We start from the raw sequence: 17,057 nt of genomic DNA, 5'->3' as shown, positions 1-17,057 counted from the left end.
GGCAAAATAAACTGCTCAGCCTATAGCGTTTATTTTATGGCTTGGACATAAATTAAGCATAGATGGCGAGAGCATCGCTTCTCTTTATCTCACGTTTGAAAGATTTTAAGTCAGCGAAAATCGCCAGCTTGGCGGTTTGATGGTCTTTTTCTACCAATGTTAATAGCTGACCAATCGCCTTACGCTGTGGCTTGGTGAATTGCTTATCGTTTTGTTGCTTACTAAAGAAGTCGAGCTGATTGGAAGTATCGTTAAACGCACCGAGGCGGTCTTGAAGTTGCTTCAACTGTTTTACATTCGCTCTGTGCTGTATTCCAAGGTGGCCTTTGTGAGGAACATACAAAGGAGCAAAGTATTCAAGCAAGTAACGGAGCTTCTTACATTCAATCCTCAATTGATGAACTTCACCATCGTTGCTTTTTCTGTTCAAGCCTTTACATGCATTGCTTACCAACTTGTAGTGGTGGAGGATTCTTTTGTTCGAACAAACAACAATGGATTCGACATTGTCCACCTCATATTGAGATGCTCGGCGAAGGCTGTTTTCAATCATGACGCAGGTTTTGAGATAGCTATCAGAGGTGAGCCATTGCCTAACAGATTTGAGTGCTTCGATTTGTTGCGTTTCAATTACGTCAAAAACCGACGCCAATTTATCTTGGTATTCCGGTGATCGATTTAAGTAATGCTCTCTATCGATGAGAAACACATCTAAGTCGCGTAATGTGTTGGTCTGCTTCATTAGCAACTTTAAGTTTGGCTTGAGCAGTTTGAATTCAAAGGGGCAGAAATTAGCCTTAAGAAGCAGTAGTAGAGAGCGAATACGTCGTAAAGTGACTCGATACTGATGATTGAACTCAGGTTCCGTTTCGGCAATCACGCCTTGTTCAAGCGTTCTTGCGTAGTCGAATTCATGCATTAGATGACGGGGTAAAAGAAAGTTCAGATCCGAATCTGCACTCAATCTAAAGTCCGCAACCTTCTTGTTGGGAAGCTTCATCGCCATCCTCCTACATCAAACATGGTTTAATTTTAGGAGGTGACGACCAGTTCTACCTATTTCAGCTAACAAATATTCCGGCTAATTGGCGGCTTGGTGAAGAAATTCAAGCTGTTGCTTTTCTTTATCACTCATTTCATAAGGTTCATCGGATAGGGTATTCGAATCAAATGACCCAATAGGATAAGACTCTGCTTTACTTTGGCCATACTGTGCTTTTTCACCTGGGAAACCAGACATGCGTTCTATCATGATGTCACGAAGTTCATACTCGGCTCTTCCATTGGGTAAGACATTGTGGAACGCTTTTAGCTCCACGGTTTGTTCTCCTTCAGCCAGTTGTTTCTTTTGTACTAAAGAGGCAACTGCCGAGCCGCTTGATTGATATAAACTGCCACGAACTCGATAGATACCCGCTCTGTCCACTTGAACTGTAATAGGAATCACCATATCGGAATTATTCGAAGACGCTTGGTCTACATTGATAATGCTGGCTACAGAGTGGTAAAGGCGTAAATCCGCACTGATGACATCTTCACCTTGCTCAAAGCTGATGCGTGCCACCAATCTTAATTCTTGTGGCCAGTTTGCTTCTGGTGTTATTTGCCAACCATTCTCTTGAACAGGAAGAGTCGTGAGGGTTTGCTGACTTTCTACGTCAATAATGTCGAGTGACGCTGTCACGTAGTTTGTCGATGATTTTAAGCGAACATCAATCTTGTCTGGATAAAAATGACGATATTTGTCCAAGCTTAATGCTGCTTTGGCTTCTCCATTCAACACTGGAACAGGGACCTCTTCAAAATGATTCCAGTCGAGATACGGGCTGTTCTTATCTGTGATGGGAATAGAGTAGGCTGGATACTGTAAGACCTCTTCGTGGCGTTCTGCAATCAAAGATAAGTCATGGGAAGAAGTCATATCTTCAATCACATCGACGCTCTCTTCTTTGGGAGGTAATGGCGCGCCCTCCATAGTGATGGTTTCGCTCGGTGTTGGCTTGGGCAAAGCGGCTGTTTGATTCTGCTGGGCTGGTTGTTGCTTCGCGGAGTCATCTTCTTGATTTTGTTGCGATAGAAACAACGCCGTAGCCCCAATCAAAACGAAAGCCGCAATGGCGATTGGCTTTTTGTTACTCATAGTCCGTCTCTTGCTTCGTGCTTTGGGTGAGAAGAGCCAAGCATGACACTTGGCTCGTTGGTTTGTTTATTACGACGCTTTACAGGCCGACAGCGATTTCTGGCATGGTGTCGTTTTGAGAACCTTGAACGTAAATGTACTTGTTTCCAAACCATCCGTTCTCTTGGTAGCTGTCAACGCTTACCGATTTTCCATCCGCTAAGGCAATCGACGTATTACTGGAGGTGACTTTACCTTTGTGTTTCGACCCAATGACCTCGCTGTGGCTATAACCGTTACCCATGATGAACGGGTAGTGGTTTGGCATAAAGCTAGCCACTCCCTTGCTTTGAGAAGCTATTTTTCCGTCCATAGCAAGACTAGTAGAACAGCTATCGAAACTGCCTGAACTAGAAGCGCCACATGAGGAATGCGCCGCTACAACACCATCGTCTTTTCCGGGCAAGAAGCTTGCGGTCGCTTTTAGGTAGTCGCTGCCGTTACCAACAAAACGAATTCGAGGGATACGGTGGTCTGGTAACATCGCGATTTGGCGAGCGTTTGACACTTTTAGATCATTCAATACACCGGTGTTGTTTTTTGATGGCATATCGCCAAGCCAGAGTGAAATCGCATAACGCATTGCACTGTTTGTCCAGCCACCACCTTCAGTGATGTTAATAACGATATCGCCCAGCTCTGATCCACCACCAGCACCTGCAAAGTCGAAAGTCGCGACAATGTTGAGTGGAGATAGGCCTGCGTTAGTTAACCAGTTTTCTTGGTTATCGAGCAGGTGTCTTGCAACTAGGTCGCCAGTTGAGTGGGTTACCAACACGCAACCCGGCTGGCAAGTCCCGTTTCTTGAGAGCTCTTGCAGCTTCGGCCATACATAATCACTGGCTATTTTTCCTTCAACTCTTTCATGAGAGGGCCAATCAATGCGAGCATCGGCATACTGCATCCAATAGTCTTTCCAATAATCCGCACCTTCTGTTTCAACTTGCGATGGCGCTGGTTTAGTTTGCAGTTGATCGGCTTGGAATCCGTGGATGAGGACCACTTTGTAATCACCAATAGCTGCATTGGAAGCGGTAGGTAAAGCCATTGCTACTGCGAGTGCGGCTAGTTTTGTCATTTTATTCATGATGTTATCAACCTTTGAATGTTTAGTTTCGCCAAAAATAGCGAAGTGGTAATAAGCAAAATACAAACATCAAAATCACTTTTGCTCGAAAGGTATGATTAACGGGATGAATAATAACGATCAACACATCCAATCAGTGAAGTGTTACCGGAGTACAATAATGATAATTTTAATTCCTATAAATGAGATTGCTTGCGGGAGTAATTTATAAAGTTGTTGATAGATTTCTCTTTTTAATCTTTCTGACATTAACTAGAAAGAAAAGCGATGATTGAGTAACAGCAGGTGAAGAGCAGGGTTGGAATGGTTTGATGTGTTTAGGGATTGATCGAATTGACTGAAGAGTGCTCGTCTGAGTCTGCTTTTTAACCGCATGAATAAAAAAGATAAAATTTGTTGTTGACCTAGAATCTTAATCCGTTAAAGTACGCCTCGTTCTCACGGCGAAGGTCGTTAGAGCAGGTGGTGTTACCATCGCATTGATTGCGTTGCCCTGGTGGTGGAATTGGTAGACACAAGGGATTTAAAATCCCTCGACGTTCGCGTTGTGCCGGTTCAAGTCCGGCCCGGGGCACCATCCGAAAATTGAGTGGGTGAATTTAATATCCCGCCGTCGAGTTGACCGGCCGAGTGTCGGACCATCAATTCCGGCTCGGGGCACCATCTCAAATTATGCGACACTAGCTCAGTTGGTAGAGCGCAACCTTGCCAAGGTTGAGGTCACGAGTTCGAACCTCGTGTGTCGCTCCAGTTGAGGCGCCTTGGCAGAGTGGCTATGCAGCGGATTGCAAATCCGTGGACCTCGGTTCGACTCCGGGAGGCGCCTCCATTTGATAGAGTGAGTACCATCGCATCTCATTATCGAATGTGCGATTAGGTTAGTGTGATTATTTAAATGATTTGAAGCTGATTTAGCTTCTGGCAAGTTTAAATAGAATCTTTCACAACGACCATCGAAAGGGCAATCCCTTACGAAAACCTCAATGTTTCATCTTAGAAGCAACAAAATGGCGCCTTGGCAGAGTGGCTATGCAGCGGATTGCAAATCCGTGGACCTCGGTTCGATTCCGGGAGGCGCCTCCATTATCTTTCCTCGTAACTCAAACATCTTTGTTCCTAAATCAAACCAGAAGCTTCAATTCAGACCTCTGACCATTCAAGAACTTCAGCAAAACTAACTTCTTCAAATTTCATAAATAATTGCATTTCATCGCTATTTACCGACGTAAATTCGACATAAGCCTCATTTTACACTTCTCATCACTCTCGTTAGTTCCCAAAATGCACATTCAACTCTATTAACAGAACGTTGTTAATTATAAACTGAGTGCATTACTATAATCTAATTGATAACATCATATATAACGTTTTGTTAATATATAACATTTTGATTTTAGCTCAGGATGAGCCCATTTTGTTTTAGGGAGAAGTACACGTGTTATGTCATTTAAGCAGGCGATTCGTAGCCTTATTGTTGGGTGCTACGTCATTTACTGCTTTTGCCGCGTCTATGGCTAGCTATCCGGAAGGGTGGCAGGAATGGCCAGTTGTTAAAGAGTCACAAAACCTACCTGCAGATACGATTCTGCCTCCAGACACCTCATTGTTTATTCAAGAATCTGTTCGTGCTTACAGTTGGATTAATAACGGACAAGGATCACCACTTACGATCCGTGTGAATCCGAAAAAGATTGAACAGTACAAAACCCATGGTCCATACACAGATGGTCCTACGGCAGTCGCGATTTCAGAGGTCGATGGCATTGTTTGGGTGACAGAACACATCGGTGGTATGGCGATTTATGGAAGTTACGATCGTCAAGGCAAAGATATTAGCCACACACATCCCTCATTAGAGCCTTCATTTTGCCAAAGTTGCCACACTACGTATCAAGACATTTGTATTAATGGGACGTGTGCTGAGCCAGTTTTGGGCGTTTATAAAGATAAGCAGTAGTTTATTGTGAGTAATCGAGTTTTCGGCTGGTTGACGATTAACCAGATGCTATTTGTTTCGCATTTGGTGTTGGTTCTGTCCATCATTCTAGGTCTGTCTTTCACTCGTTTTCAGAGCGAATGGAACATGCGTATTGAGCATGCCGCCACCATGGCGAAAACTCATCTTTCTTCTCAAATGACTTTCCTTTCGGGATCGATAGCAGGTCGCAATTACGCTAACTTAATGATGCCATCGACTAAGGCTAACTTGAGTGCGATAGACGACCTGCTCTTTATCGAAATTTCCGGCGTTTCCGATTACAAAACCCAGACGGTTGCTGTCCGCTACTTAGCAGAGTCCAATCAGGTGTGGCGTATCGATGTGAGCGATCTTGAAGTGAATGTTTTAAAAGACCAAAAGGGCAACTTAGTTCGAATGTTGTCCATGACGCCAGAAAAAGACGAGATCAAGCGTAATAAGCTGCAATATTTGATAAACAAGACCAACGTTGATTTAGAGGCGTTGCAAGCGAGTCAGTTACTCAATCGTAATACTGAACTGCCTTGGAATAAGGACTATCTGCGCCAGACGGATTTTTACTACGATTCGACACTGTCGGTACTTCACGTCTGTTTACCGCTACGCAATATTAATGGCGGTTACATTTGGGCAGTGCTAGATGCAAGTGACCTCGACACTATTAAACTCACCTTGATTAAAGAGCTGATCAACGAAGCCTTGATTGCCGCGCTTATTTCAATGGTACTGATCTACATGGTGACAATGTGGATTGTGAGCCCGCTTAAACGCTTGTCTCAATCAATGAAAAAAGACATTGAGAAGATCGATCAATCACACATTCCGGAGATCAAACGCTCGGATGAAATCGGCGAACTCGCTCGTTCATATTCAAGCTTAATTACCAAAATTAAGAACCAATTAAGGGTGCTTCGCCAGCAAACTGATACCGATACCTTGACTGGAATTGGTTCTCGCTATTTGTACAAGCGCAGTGCGCCTGTTTTTGTTCATGAAACCCTGAGCAACATGAAGTACGCCTGTTTCGTCTTGTGTGATATCGATAATTTCAAAAAGTTTAATGATACTTACGGGCACACCGAAGGGGACAACGCCTTATGTGATGTCGCGGAAGTCTTCCGTTCTCATTTAGGTAAAGACCAGCCGTCGTTTCGTTTAGGCGGCGAAGAGTTTGCGTTGCTTGTTTATGGCAATACGTTAGAGGTGTTGAACTCCAAAGTTGAACACTTAAGACAAGCGGTCGAAACGCTCGCCATACCACACATCAAAAACCTTCCTTCTGAAGTCGTAACGATTTCGGTTGGAGCGGTTCCATTAACCCGCGCCGTGTCTCATCCTAACTTGAACGACTGCGAGAAGGCACTTGAGCAGGCCTTTGAAGTTGCCGATAAGAACCTATACGCAGCAAAAGATAAAGGACGAAACGTTGTCATTATGGCGGAACCCATCACGCTGTAGATTTTAGTTTCATTGTATTTAATTCGGTCACTCGGCCATTTAAGACCAAAGAAGAGAAAGGAGTCTCGATGCACAACATCGGAGAGGATAAGCATACCTGTCGCCCACAAACACGCGTCTGGGTTGATACCGACATCACCATAGGCCATCACGACGGGTTTAAGCTGTGTGATGTTGACGATGGCTACGCGCTGGGGTTATTGCTCAGAAGCCAAGAAGTCGACATTGTTGGCGTGAGTTCCACACTTGGCAATTGTGATGACATTAACGTTACTACGGACATCGCTCGCTCTTTTATTAGCCAGTTTGGGCCAACTTACCTCAGCGTTTCTCAAGGAAGCGCCACTTACTTTGATTCTGCCAAAGATATTCCACAAGCAGTCTATGATCTGGCTGCTGAGTTAAAGCAAGAACCTCTGACTATTCTCGCTATCGGTGCACTTACCAACATCGCCTTATTGATTCGTCATTTTCCTGAGCAGGCCAAAAACATAGAAAAGGTAGTTTGTGTTGCAGGCAGACGAAGCACTGAGCAGCATTTTGTTGCTGGAAAGCGTCAGCCAAGGCCGTTTCGTGATCTGAACTTTGAGGTGGACCAAGCTGCATTTCAAGTCATCCTTGATAGCAATGTTCCGGTGACTTTAGTTCCGTTTGAAGCCTGCGCTCAAGTTTGGCTCGATTTTAAAGAACTTCACAAGATGAGCCATGGCAGTAGTCTTAGTCACTTCTTAGAGTCGCATTCCATTGCATGGTGTACCGAGTGGGAAGTGGTGTTTGGTTCTAAAGATGGGTTTATTCCTTTTGATATGGTGGCCGCGGCCTACGTGGTGAATCCTGAGTGGTTTGTTTCTCACGCTTGGAAGTCCAAGGTGGAGATCGCAGCAAGTGATACGGACAAATACAAAGAGAAAGCTTATCTGGTTTGCAACGAATCGATAGAGCAGGGACGAGAGGTCGACTATGTGGTTGAAGTATCACCAGATGCCGAACCGGAAATGCTTAAGCGTTTAGCAGAGCGTGATATTGGCGCATTTGTACTTGGTTTATCTCATATAAACGTCATTGTCGACGATGTTGATACGGCGGCTGATTACTATCAGCGAGTACTCGGTTTTGAACGCGCACTTGATGCTCAGGGGCAAAAAATGGATTACCGCGGCGTGAGTATGGCCGAGTTTAACCAAGATGCGGGTTTAGATGGACAAGACGTCGTGGTTGATGTGCTGTTTGTGAAGCATCCTTATGCGTCGGTTTATCTGGAGCTGATGAAATACCATTCGCCTGTTGGTGCGACGGCTATACCACCACAACCAAGAACCTATGATCTTGGTGGTCCTCGTCATATTGCACTCGAAGTTTCCAACTGTGGCGAGGTATTTCGGTACTTAAAACAGCAAGAGGGGGTCACTATGATCGATGAGTCCAAAAGTTACCACCCAGAAAAATTGAATGGTTTCCCGATCACCTTTTTCTATTGGATAGACAAATACGGCATTCAATGGGAGATGGAAGAGGGGCGCAGAGTAGGGACATCACGCGGCATTATTTAACGCGAACCTATAAAATCCATTCAAATGTGATTAAAAAGCAAGCGGTTAGTCGCTTGCTTTTTCTTTGTTATGAAGAAATGTGACAAATATGTTGAGTTCATTTCGGCTGGATTACATGAATTTTGTTTAAATTACGAAAGCAAAGGTTTAAACGCTGTTTAGAAACTGCTCCTACCCCTTTAGGGTAGTTTAATTCCGTAATTGATTTACATCATGTATTAATTTTCTTTCACAATTAATAATGCGCTCAGTGATAAGAACCTAACCCTTAGGAAGTACAATGAGCAAGTTGAAGCTAGTAGTCATCGGTAACGGTATGGTAGGCCACCGTTACATTGAAGACTTAGTCGAGAAAGCTGATATGTCTAATATGGACATTACGGTTTTCTGTGAAGAACCTCGTGTCGCATACGACCGTGTGCACCTTTCCTCTTACTTTTCTCACCATACTGCAGATGAACTTTCTTTAGTGAAAGAAGGCTTCTACGAGAAACACGGTATTAACATGCTGATCGGCGAACGCGCGATTAACATTAACCGTGAAAACCGCATTGTTTACTCAAGCACTGGTCGCGAAGTTCAATACGATAAGCTGATTCTTGCTACTGGCTCATTCCCATTTGTTCCACCTATCAAAGGTCACGAAAGCAAAGACTGTTTTGTTTACCGTACTATCGAAGATCTTAAAGCGATCGAAGCGTGTGCGAAGAAGAGCAAATCAGGCGTTGTTGTCGGTGGTGGTCTGTTAGGTCTTGAAGCAGCAGGCGCATTGAAAGCACTGGGTGTAGAAACGCATGTTGTTGAGTTCGCACCGAAGCTAATGGCTGAGCAACTTGACCTTGCTGGTGGTAACCAACTTCGTCAAAAGATCGAGCGTATGGGTGTGAACGTTCACATCAGCAAAAACACGCTTGAGATTGCGGCAGAAGGCACAAACGCACGCAACGTTATGCGTTTTGCTGACGGTTCAGAGTTAGAAACAGACTTCATCGTATTCTCTGCAGGTATTCGTCCACAAGACAAACTAGCACGCCAAATGGAGCTAGAAGTGGCACCTCGTGGCGGTGTTGCTATCAACGACCATTGTCAGACTTCTGATGAGAACATCTACGCTATCGGTGAATGTGCGTCTTGGAACGAAATGTTCTACGGCCTTGTTGCTCCTGGCTACAAGATGGCGACAGTTGCTGTTGATCACCTACTAGGTAACACAGAAAGCAAATTCGAAGGCGCAGACATGTCTGCGAAGCTGAAACTGTTGGGCGTGAAAGTAGGTTCAATTGGTGACGCGAACGGTCGTACAGAAGGCTGTAAGAGTTACGTTTACCAAAACGAAGAACAAGAAGTTTACAAACGTCTAATCGTTTCTGAAGACAACAAGAAACTGCTTGGCGCGGTTATGGTTGGCGATACGTCTGACTACGGCGACCTGCTTCAACTTATGTTGAACGAAATCGACCTACCAGAACACCCGGATGCGTTGATCCTTCCTGCACACGCAGGCGCTGAGAAACCAGCACTAGGTGCAGACGCTCTACCGGAAAGCGCAGTGATCTGTTCATGTTTCGACGTGACAAAAGGCAAGATCGCACAGGCGGTTGCTGATGGTCACCACACATTGGGTGACATCAAAGCAGTGACTGGCGCGGGCACAGGATGTGGTGGTTGTATTCCTCTAGTGACCTCTGTTCTAAATGCTGAGCTTGCTAAATCGGGTATCGAAGTGAAGAACGACGTGTGTGAGCACTTTGCATACTCACGCCAAGAGTTGTTCCACCTAATCCGTATCGAAGAGATCAAAACGTTTGATGAGCTTCTAGAGAAATACGGTAAAGGTTACGGCTGTGAAGTTTGTAAACCACTGGCTGGTTCTATATTGGCTTCTTGCTGGGGTGAGCACATTCTTAAGCCACAACTGGTTAAGTTGCACGACACCAACGATAACTTCCTAGGTAACATCCAAAAAGACGGTACTTACTCTGTAATCCCACGTATGGCGGGTGGTGAAGTTACACCTCAAGCACTAGGCGCGCTAGCGAACGTTGCTGCAGAATACAACCTATACACCAAAGTAACTGGTGCTCAACGTATTGGTCTGTTTGGTGCTCAAAAAGACGATCTTCCAGAGATCTGGCGCAAGCTTATCGACGCTGGTTTCGAAACAGGTCAAGCGTACGCAAAAGCACTTCGTATGGCGAAGACATGTGTTGGCTCAACTTGGTGTCGTTACGGTGTTCAAGACTCTGTTGGTCTAGGTTCTTACATCGAGAACCGTTACAAAGGCATTCGTACACCTCATAAGATGAAGTTCGGTGTTTCTGGCTGTACTCGTGAGTGTGCGGAAGCACAAGGTAAAGACCTTGGCATTATCGCGACTGACGCAGGTTGGAACATGTACGTATGTGGTAACGGCGGCATGAAACCTCGTCACGCCGACCTACTTGCAAGTGACCTAGATAAAGAAACGCTAATCAAGTACATCGACCGCTTCATGATGTTCTACATCCGTACTGCTGCGCCACTACAACGCACATCAGTTTGGATGGAAAACATGGAAGGTGGCGTTGACTACCTACGCGAAGTGATTGTTAACGACAAACTTGGCATCAACGCTCAACTAGAGGCAGACGTAGCGAAGCTTGTAGACGAGTACGAGTGTGAGTGGACTGCGACCATCAACGACGAATCACAACTGACTCGTTTCGCGCACTTCATCAACTCTGACAAGCGCGATGACAACGTCGTGTTTGTACAAGAGCGTGAACAGCACCGCCCAGCAACCTTCACGGAAAAACACCCTGAAGCGAAAGGCGACATCCTACACGTAGCGATCACTGAAGCATAAGGGAAGGTTGATTATGTCATTTGAAAAGATTTGCCAAATCAGCGACATCGTACCGGGCACGGGTGTTTGTGCACTGGTTGATGGTCAGCAAGTTGCGGTATTCCGCCCAACACAAGCAGAAGAAGTGCTGGCGATCAGCAACACAGACCCGTTCTTCCAATCAAACGTGCTTTCTCGTGGTTTGATTTGTGAGCACCAAGGTGAGCTTTGGGTTGCTAGCCCACTTAAGAAGCAACGCTTTAACCTGACAACAGGTGCGTGCATGGAAGACGAGCGTTTTAGCGTGAAAGCGTACAAAACGCGCGTAACCAACGGCGAAGTAGAAATTTCTGCATAAGCTTGGTTTCTATTCCCTCCTCTAAGGGGGAGGGAATGAACCGAAATCTAGATTTAATAGGTAAAGGCTTTCCGTGGTTCATCTGCGGGGACAGGGAAGCTAGGTGTTACTCAGCGGCAAGCTTTTCTCTATTCAATCTTTAATTTTTAACTTTCACTTTTGAATAAGGACACATTCATGTCTACTGATTATAAGCCTGCAGAATTCGTTCAAACCATGATCAACGTGGGTGAAGCGAAAACCAACACCAGTACTCGCGATTTGCTACTTCGCGGTACTATGGCGGGTATCATCCTATCGCTAGCGGTTGTTGTTGCTATTACCACTATGGTTCAAACCGGTATTGGCATCGTGGGTGCGCTTGTCTTCCCAGTTGGTTTCGTGATTCTAAGTGTGATGGGTTACGACCTAGTAACCGGTGTTTTTGGTCTAGCGCCTCTGGCTAAGTTTGCAAACCGTCCTGGTATCACTTGGGGTCGTATCTTCCGTTGTTGGGGTCTTGTAGGCTTGGGTAACCTTATCGGTTCTCTAGTCGTTGCTTACCTTGTGGCTATCTCACTAACAGGTAACTTCTCTCTAGAACTGAACGCAGTAGCGAAGAAATTTGTCGCTGTTTCTACCGCGCGTAGCCTTGGTTTTGAAAACATGGGTATGGACGGATGGATCACGTGTTTCGTACGTGGCATCTTCTGTAACCTAATGGTATGTCTAGGCGTTATCGGCAACATGACTGCACGTTCAGTGTCTGGTCGCGTAGCAATGATGTGGTTCCCAATCTTCATCTTCTTCGCATTAGTATTCGAGCACACAGTAGTAAACATGTTCCTATTCCCACTTGGTATGATTCTAGGTGCGGATTTTGGTATCGCGACTTGGTTGAACTTCAACCTTATCCCAACCATCCTAGGTAACATTGTTGGTGGTCTAGTAATGACTTGTATTCCACTGTACCTAACTCACGCTAAAACTGCGCCTTCTATCAATGCTGAAGAAGAAGTAAAAGCACAACCTGCAATGGCTAAATAACCATTAACGGGTAATTCGCTTAATATGGTCCCGCTTCTGGATGGGCGGGACTGTTCTCTAACTTGGATTTCAATTTTTAACTTTCACTTTCACTTTCACGACATATTTTATTGGTTTAGCTATAAAAAGTAATAACTCCTTAGAGTGGTTTTAACCCTAAGTACATAACGCGAGTGTTACTCTTTATATCTAAATTTTTCGATAGGCGTTGATATGACTACTGCTCACTCATCTTTAAACAGCGGCTTTGTTTCTCTTGTTGGTGCAGGTCCAGGTGATCCTGATTTGCTCACAGTAAAAGGCTTAAAAGCCATTCAAGCGGCTGAAGTTGTGGTGTACGACCGATTGGTGTCGAAAGACATTCTTGAATTGGCTCACGCATCAGCAGAGATGATCTACGTAGGCAAAAAATTGGACTTTCACTGTGTGCCTCAAGATCAAATCAACCAAATCTTGGTGCAGAAAGCCCAAGAAGGTAAGCGTGTTGTACGTCTGAAGGGCGGTGACTCATTTATCTTTGGCCGTGGTGGAGAAGAGCTAGAAGAACTAGCGGAATTTGGTATTAAATACGAAGTGGTTCCGGGGATCACAGCAGCAGCGGGTGCAACGGCTTATGCTGGTATTCCATTAACCCACCGCGACCATGCGCAAAGCGTTCAATTCATCACTGGTCACGTACAAAAAGATGGTCGTGAGATTGAGTGGCATTCACTGGCGCAATCCAACAACACGCTTGTGTTCTACATGGGTTTGAAGCAAAGCGGCCACATTATGGATAAGCTGATCACTCACGGCTTAGACCCTGAGATGTCATGCGCCATTATTGAAAACGGTACGCGCCCGGAGCAGCGCGTGTTCCAAGGAAAGTTGAACGAGCTATCCAGCATGGCAGAGCAAGCCGTGAGTCCAGCATTGATTGTAGTTGGTAGCGTTACACAGCTGCACAACAAATTGGATTGGTTCGACAAGTAACCGAAGACCTAATCTTAAGCACTAGATCGCGCAAGGACTGCGTTTCTGCTGCATCTCTCTTTTACGCATTGGCATTTCATCGATCAGATTGTTGATGAATTGCCAATCGGTTTTCGCTCCCCAGCGGTGCTTCTCTTCACCATCTTTACCTAACAGAATCGCCGTGTGTTGGCCTTGTTTCACTTCGTAAAGTTTGGCTAACATTTTCAAATCAAACTCTTCTTTTAGCCATGATGGTTGCGTGTAACCGTCTTCGGCAATAACGAGCGTAATAACGTCACGGTCTTCTAGTTCACATTCATTCATCAGTGCTTCAAGCAAAAACTGCTTAACATGATCGTCGTTGGCAGGGGCGAAATACAGCACGCTACGGTGCGGCCAATACTGAGAGTGCGCTGGATATCCAAATACAGCACTTGATATGAGGCATGAAAGCAACAGGGCAATGGTCGCCTTGTTCATGGCTTCACTCCTTGAAACTCGAATATCAAGTTATACGATAAGTTTAGTGGAATTAGCTCATTGTGCTTTGAGCCAAAGTGGCATAGGGTATGCGACAAACAAATAAAGCGTATTAAGAAGATGAATTCGGATAGCAACAAACAAAAGATCGCAATCTTGGTCGATGTACAAAACGTGTACTACACCTGTCGCGAAGCGTACCGCAGCAATTTTGATTACAATCAGTTTTGGTATGTTGCGACACAAGGGAAAGAAGTGGCGAGTGCAAAAGCTTATGCGATTGCGAGTAATGACCCGAAGCAGCGTCAATTTCACCATATCCTGCGTGGTGTCGGCTTCGAAGTCATGCTTAAACCGTTTATTCAGCGACGTGACGGCAGTGCAAAAGGCGATTGGGATGTGGGTATTACACTGGATGCCATCGAGGTAGCACAAGACGTAGATGAAGTCGTATTGGTCTCTGGTGATGGTGATTTTTGCTTGCTGGTTGAGCGAATTCAGCAGCGCTTCAATAAGAGAGTCACAGTGTATGGCGTACCTAGGCTTACGTCGCAAACCTTGATCGATTGTGCCGATAACTTCGTCGCCATCGATGAAGACTTTCTTCTCTAATCTCGGCCAGCTGTATAGCTTCGAGAATCAAAGAAAGGGCGAGTCACTTCAGGCTGTACGTAAACGTACAATGACTCGCCCCAAAATATTAAACGTGATTTATGATGGGATGATCATTTGTCCCAATAAGTAACCCAAGCAGCACGCCCCAATCACACCGATTAAACCTACCGACATGAAAGAGTGGTTGAAGTACCATTTACCAATCTTCGTTGTACCTGAAGTATCAAAGTTCACAGTCGCGATATCTGAAGGGTAGTTGGGAATAAAGAAGTAACCGTAAACGGCAGGCATTAAACCGATAAGTAGCGCAGGTTCCAAACCAAGGCCCAAACCAACCGGTAGCATCATTCGTGCTGTCGCCGCTTGAGAGTTGACCACAACCGATACGATGAATAGTGCAAGTGCGAAGGTCCAAGGGTAGCTAGTTACCATTTCAACGATGCCAGATTTAAATTGAGGCATTGCGTATTGGAAGTAGGTGTCTGACATCCATGCGATACCGAAGATAGCAATCGCCGCAACCATACCAGATTTGAAGACCACGCCGTTTGGAACATCACGTGGATCGGTTTTTGTCGCAAGCAGAATGATACCGCCGAAGCAGAGCATCATCATTTGGATAACCACCGCCATACTGATTGGCTTGCCGCCGTCGACAATAGTTCGAACTTCCGGCCACATAGCAATCACTACAATCACGAGAATCGACAGAATGAATAGCAATACTGAATTACGTGCGCTTACGGGCAATATTTCATCGAGCGAAGTTGCGGTTGTATTCAGGATCTTGTCTCTCCAAACCGGATCTTTTAGACGTTCTTGGTATTCTTCATCGTCTTCAAGTTCTTTACCGCGTTTTAAGCTGTAAAGGGACATCAGCAAAGTACCGAACAATGTGGCAGGCACAGTAACGAGTAAAATAGAAAGTAGGGTGATCTCGTGTTGGATATCAGACAATTGTGCAAGGTAGTACACCACTGCCGCTGAAATCGGTGACGCAGTAATGGCGATTTGAGAAGCAACCGATGCTGCTGCCATAGGGCGCTCAGGACGAATGCCGTTTTTAAGCGCAACGTCGCCAATGATTGGCATGATAGAGTAAACCGCGTGACCAGTACCAAGTAGGAAAGTCATAAAGTAAGTCACGAACGGCGCAATAAGAGTGACGCGTTTAGGGTTCTTACGTAATACGCGCTCGGCCACTTGCAACATGTATTTTAAGCCACCTGCGGCTTCAAGAATGGAGGCACAAGTGACCACCGCGAGGATGATCAGCATTACGGTCACAGGCGGAGAGGTTGGAGGCATCTTGAAGATGAAAACCTCAATGACCAAACCAATACCAGAAACGACACCAAGACCAATGCCGCCATACCGTGAGCCGATATACAGCATCACGAGCAAAAATAGAAACTCAAGATACAACATGTTTAATTTCCTTATTAGAAACAGGGACTTCTATTGTTTCGGTATTCAAGGAAAAAATACTTAGCCTTGTTCACATTCCGTTTTATAAGAAACAGCAATGTCCAATAATTGGGAATAACTCACGCTGAGCCGTGTCAGTGTTAATGGTGCATTGAAAGGGTGTTGTTGGAATGTTTGAATCGTCCGTGTCTAAGGTTAAACCTGACCATTTTGGTGCAAGGATTTTCAGTGGTTTTGAGCGCTTTTTGGCCTAGATGATAATTTAAACGATAGGCGTTAGATTTTGAGATGACTTAATGCCAAGTTAACCTTAGTTAAAATGAAAAAGCCGCGTTATGCGGCTTTTCTTTTATGCTTCGTCAGTTGTTTGAGCTTCTTCACTCACTTGCGAAGTTTGCTCAGCTGCTTTTTCTTCAGCTTCCATCTTCGCGCGCTCTGCTTTTGAGATATAGCGAGGCTTGTTGCTCTTATGAAGCTTTGCATTTTGTTTTTTCAACTTCGCTTTTAAGATCGAGTTGATTTTCTTCTTGCGGTTCATGGTGTTGGTCCTTTAATTTAGCGGGGCAGGATAGTGATTTTTCCACCAAGTTACAAGCCTAATGGATTCCTTATGAAAACACTTATTACAGAACGCCTGACACTTCGCCTTGTTAGTGTAGAAGATGCGTCTTTTATTTTAGAACTCTACAATCAACCTGACTTTTATCGTTTCGTCGGTGACAAGCAGATTCGCACCTTGGAAGAAGCAAAACGCTACATTCAAGACAACATGTTAAGGATGCAAGAACTCAAGGGCGTCAGTTTGCTGGTGGTAGAAACCAATCATGATAAACAACCTATAGGCATTTGTGGTTTGGTCAAACGCGACACATTAACGGCGTTTGATATTGGTTACGGTTATCTACCTAGCGCTTATGGCAAAGGTTACGCAAAAGAAGCGGCGAGTGTCGTGGTTGATTTTGCTCGGGACGAGATGAAAATAGAAAACTTGGTCGCCATCACCAATAATGACAATAATCGTAGTATAAGTTTGCTAGAAAAATTGGGCTTTCAGTTTGAACGTATTGAGCAGACTTACGATAATGGCCGAACTTTACAACTCTACACCATGACGCTGTAA

At 45.0% G+C, this 17,057-nt stretch carries 15 protein-coding genes and 4 tRNA genes; 13 read left to right on the top strand and 6 right to left on the bottom strand.

The features are described 5' to 3' along the window. Positions 1 to 52: 52 nt before the first annotated feature. The 3 genes from OQJ86_RS04430 to OQJ86_RS04420 all read right to left on the bottom strand — a co-directional run bounded on the left by OQJ86_RS04430 (position 53) and on the right by OQJ86_RS04420 (position 3,266). Positions 53 to 1,000 (bottom strand): CHAD domain-containing protein, encoded by a 948-nt coding sequence (locus OQJ86_RS04430; protein WP_265986721.1) that lies wholly within the window; start codon positions 998 to 1,000, stop codon positions 53 to 55. A gap of 81 nt (positions 1,001 to 1,081) precedes the next feature. Continuing rightward, the gene (locus OQJ86_RS04425) at positions 1,082 to 2,140 is read right to left on the bottom strand and encodes a hypothetical protein (RefSeq protein ID WP_265986719.1); all 1,059 of its coding nucleotides are present in this window, start codon (positions 2,138 to 2,140) and stop codon (positions 1,082 to 1,084) included. Positions 2,141 to 2,219: 79 nt separating this feature from the next. Beyond that, a complete protein-coding gene (locus OQJ86_RS04420; protein ID WP_265986717.1) occupies positions 2,220 to 3,266 on the bottom strand; it encodes a hypothetical protein in 1,047 nt (348 codons plus the stop codon). Between the two features lie 490 nt (positions 3,267 to 3,756). On the opposite strand from OQJ86_RS04420, the gene OQJ86_RS04415 reads away from it, so the two are divergent. From OQJ86_RS04415 to cobA, 11 genes are all read left to right on the top strand, one after another. Then, a tRNA-Leu gene (locus tag OQJ86_RS04415) sits at positions 3,757 to 3,843 on the top strand. Between the two features lie 97 nt (positions 3,844 to 3,940). Next, positions 3,941 to 4,016 (top strand) — tRNA-Gly (locus OQJ86_RS04410). A 5-nt stretch (positions 4,017 to 4,021) separates the two neighbouring features. Continuing rightward, a tRNA-Cys gene (locus tag OQJ86_RS04405) sits at positions 4,022 to 4,095 on the top strand. 180 nt (positions 4,096 to 4,275) lie between these two features. Further along, positions 4,276 to 4,349: transfer RNA gene (locus OQJ86_RS04400), tRNA-Cys, on the top strand. 427 nt (positions 4,350 to 4,776) lie between these two features. Continuing rightward, on the top strand, positions 4,777 to 5,223 hold the full coding sequence (locus OQJ86_RS04395) for a hypothetical protein (protein ID WP_005440991.1): 447 nt from the start codon (positions 4,777 to 4,779) through the stop codon (positions 5,221 to 5,223). 126 nt (positions 5,224 to 5,349) lie between these two features. Then, positions 5,350 to 6,702, top strand: a complete 1,353-nt coding sequence (locus OQJ86_RS04390) for a diguanylate cyclase (RefSeq protein ID WP_323054492.1) — start codon at positions 5,350 to 5,352, stop codon at positions 6,700 to 6,702. 68 nt (positions 6,703 to 6,770) lie between these two features. Next, complete coding sequence (locus OQJ86_RS04385) at positions 6,771 to 8,252, top strand: nucleoside hydrolase (RefSeq protein ID WP_265986711.1); 1,482 nt, start codon at positions 6,771 to 6,773, stop codon at positions 8,250 to 8,252. Between the two features lie 280 nt (positions 8,253 to 8,532). After that, the gene (gene nirB, locus OQJ86_RS04380) at positions 8,533 to 11,097 is read left to right on the top strand and encodes a nitrite reductase large subunit NirB (protein ID WP_265986709.1); all 2,565 of its coding nucleotides are present in this window, start codon (positions 8,533 to 8,535) and stop codon (positions 11,095 to 11,097) included. A 13-nt stretch (positions 11,098 to 11,110) separates the two neighbouring features. Beyond that, positions 11,111 to 11,434, top strand: coding sequence for a nitrite reductase small subunit NirD (gene nirD, locus OQJ86_RS04375; protein ID WP_005387969.1), 324 nt, complete (start codon positions 11,111 to 11,113; stop codon positions 11,432 to 11,434). A 177-nt stretch (positions 11,435 to 11,611) separates the two neighbouring features. Beyond that, complete coding sequence (locus OQJ86_RS04370) at positions 11,612 to 12,460, top strand: formate/nitrite transporter family protein (RefSeq protein WP_265986696.1); 849 nt, start codon at positions 11,612 to 11,614, stop codon at positions 12,458 to 12,460. Between the two features lie 213 nt (positions 12,461 to 12,673). After that, positions 12,674 to 13,432: a uroporphyrinogen-III C-methyltransferase gene (cobA, locus tag OQJ86_RS04365; protein WP_265986694.1), complete on the top strand. Its 759-nt coding sequence runs from the start codon at positions 12,674 to 12,676 to the stop codon at positions 13,430 to 13,432. Between the two features lie 21 nt (positions 13,433 to 13,453). Here cobA and OQJ86_RS04360 read toward each other — a convergent pair whose 3' ends face one another. Next, positions 13,454 to 13,894 carry a DUF4174 domain-containing protein gene (locus OQJ86_RS04360; protein ID WP_265986692.1) on the bottom strand — a complete coding sequence of 147 codons (441 nt, stop codon included), beginning with the start codon at positions 13,892 to 13,894 and terminating at the stop codon, positions 13,454 to 13,456. 120 nt (positions 13,895 to 14,014) lie between these two features. On the opposite strand from OQJ86_RS04360, the gene OQJ86_RS04355 reads away from it, so the two are divergent. Then, complete coding sequence (locus tag OQJ86_RS04355) at positions 14,015 to 14,506, top strand: NYN domain-containing protein (RefSeq protein ID WP_039976561.1); 492 nt, start codon at positions 14,015 to 14,017, stop codon at positions 14,504 to 14,506. Between the two features lie 99 nt (positions 14,507 to 14,605). Here OQJ86_RS04355 and OQJ86_RS04350 read toward each other — a convergent pair whose 3' ends face one another. Further along, on the bottom strand, positions 14,606 to 15,937 hold the full coding sequence (locus OQJ86_RS04350; RefSeq protein WP_038877310.1) for an anaerobic C4-dicarboxylate transporter: 1,332 nt from the start codon (positions 15,935 to 15,937) through the stop codon (positions 14,606 to 14,608). Between the two features lie 349 nt (positions 15,938 to 16,286). Continuing rightward, positions 16,287 to 16,475 (bottom strand): DUF2986 domain-containing protein, encoded by a 189-nt coding sequence (locus OQJ86_RS04345; RefSeq protein WP_020196844.1) that lies wholly within the window; start codon positions 16,473 to 16,475, stop codon positions 16,287 to 16,289. A 72-nt stretch (positions 16,476 to 16,547) separates the two neighbouring features. On the opposite strand from OQJ86_RS04345, the gene OQJ86_RS04340 reads away from it, so the two are divergent. Beyond that, entirely contained in the window at positions 16,548 to 17,057 is a 510-nt protein-coding gene (locus tag OQJ86_RS04340) for a GNAT family N-acetyltransferase (RefSeq protein ID WP_045420277.1), read from the top strand.

Origin of the sequence: Vibrio sp. Sgm 5, assembly GCF_026241575.1 — a bacterium.
Taxonomy (GTDB): Bacteria; Pseudomonadota; Gammaproteobacteria; order Enterobacterales; family Vibrionaceae; genus Vibrio; species Vibrio jasicida.
The sequence above is the reverse complement of the archived record's forward strand: the minus strand, read 5'-3'. Positions and strand labels throughout refer to the sequence as shown.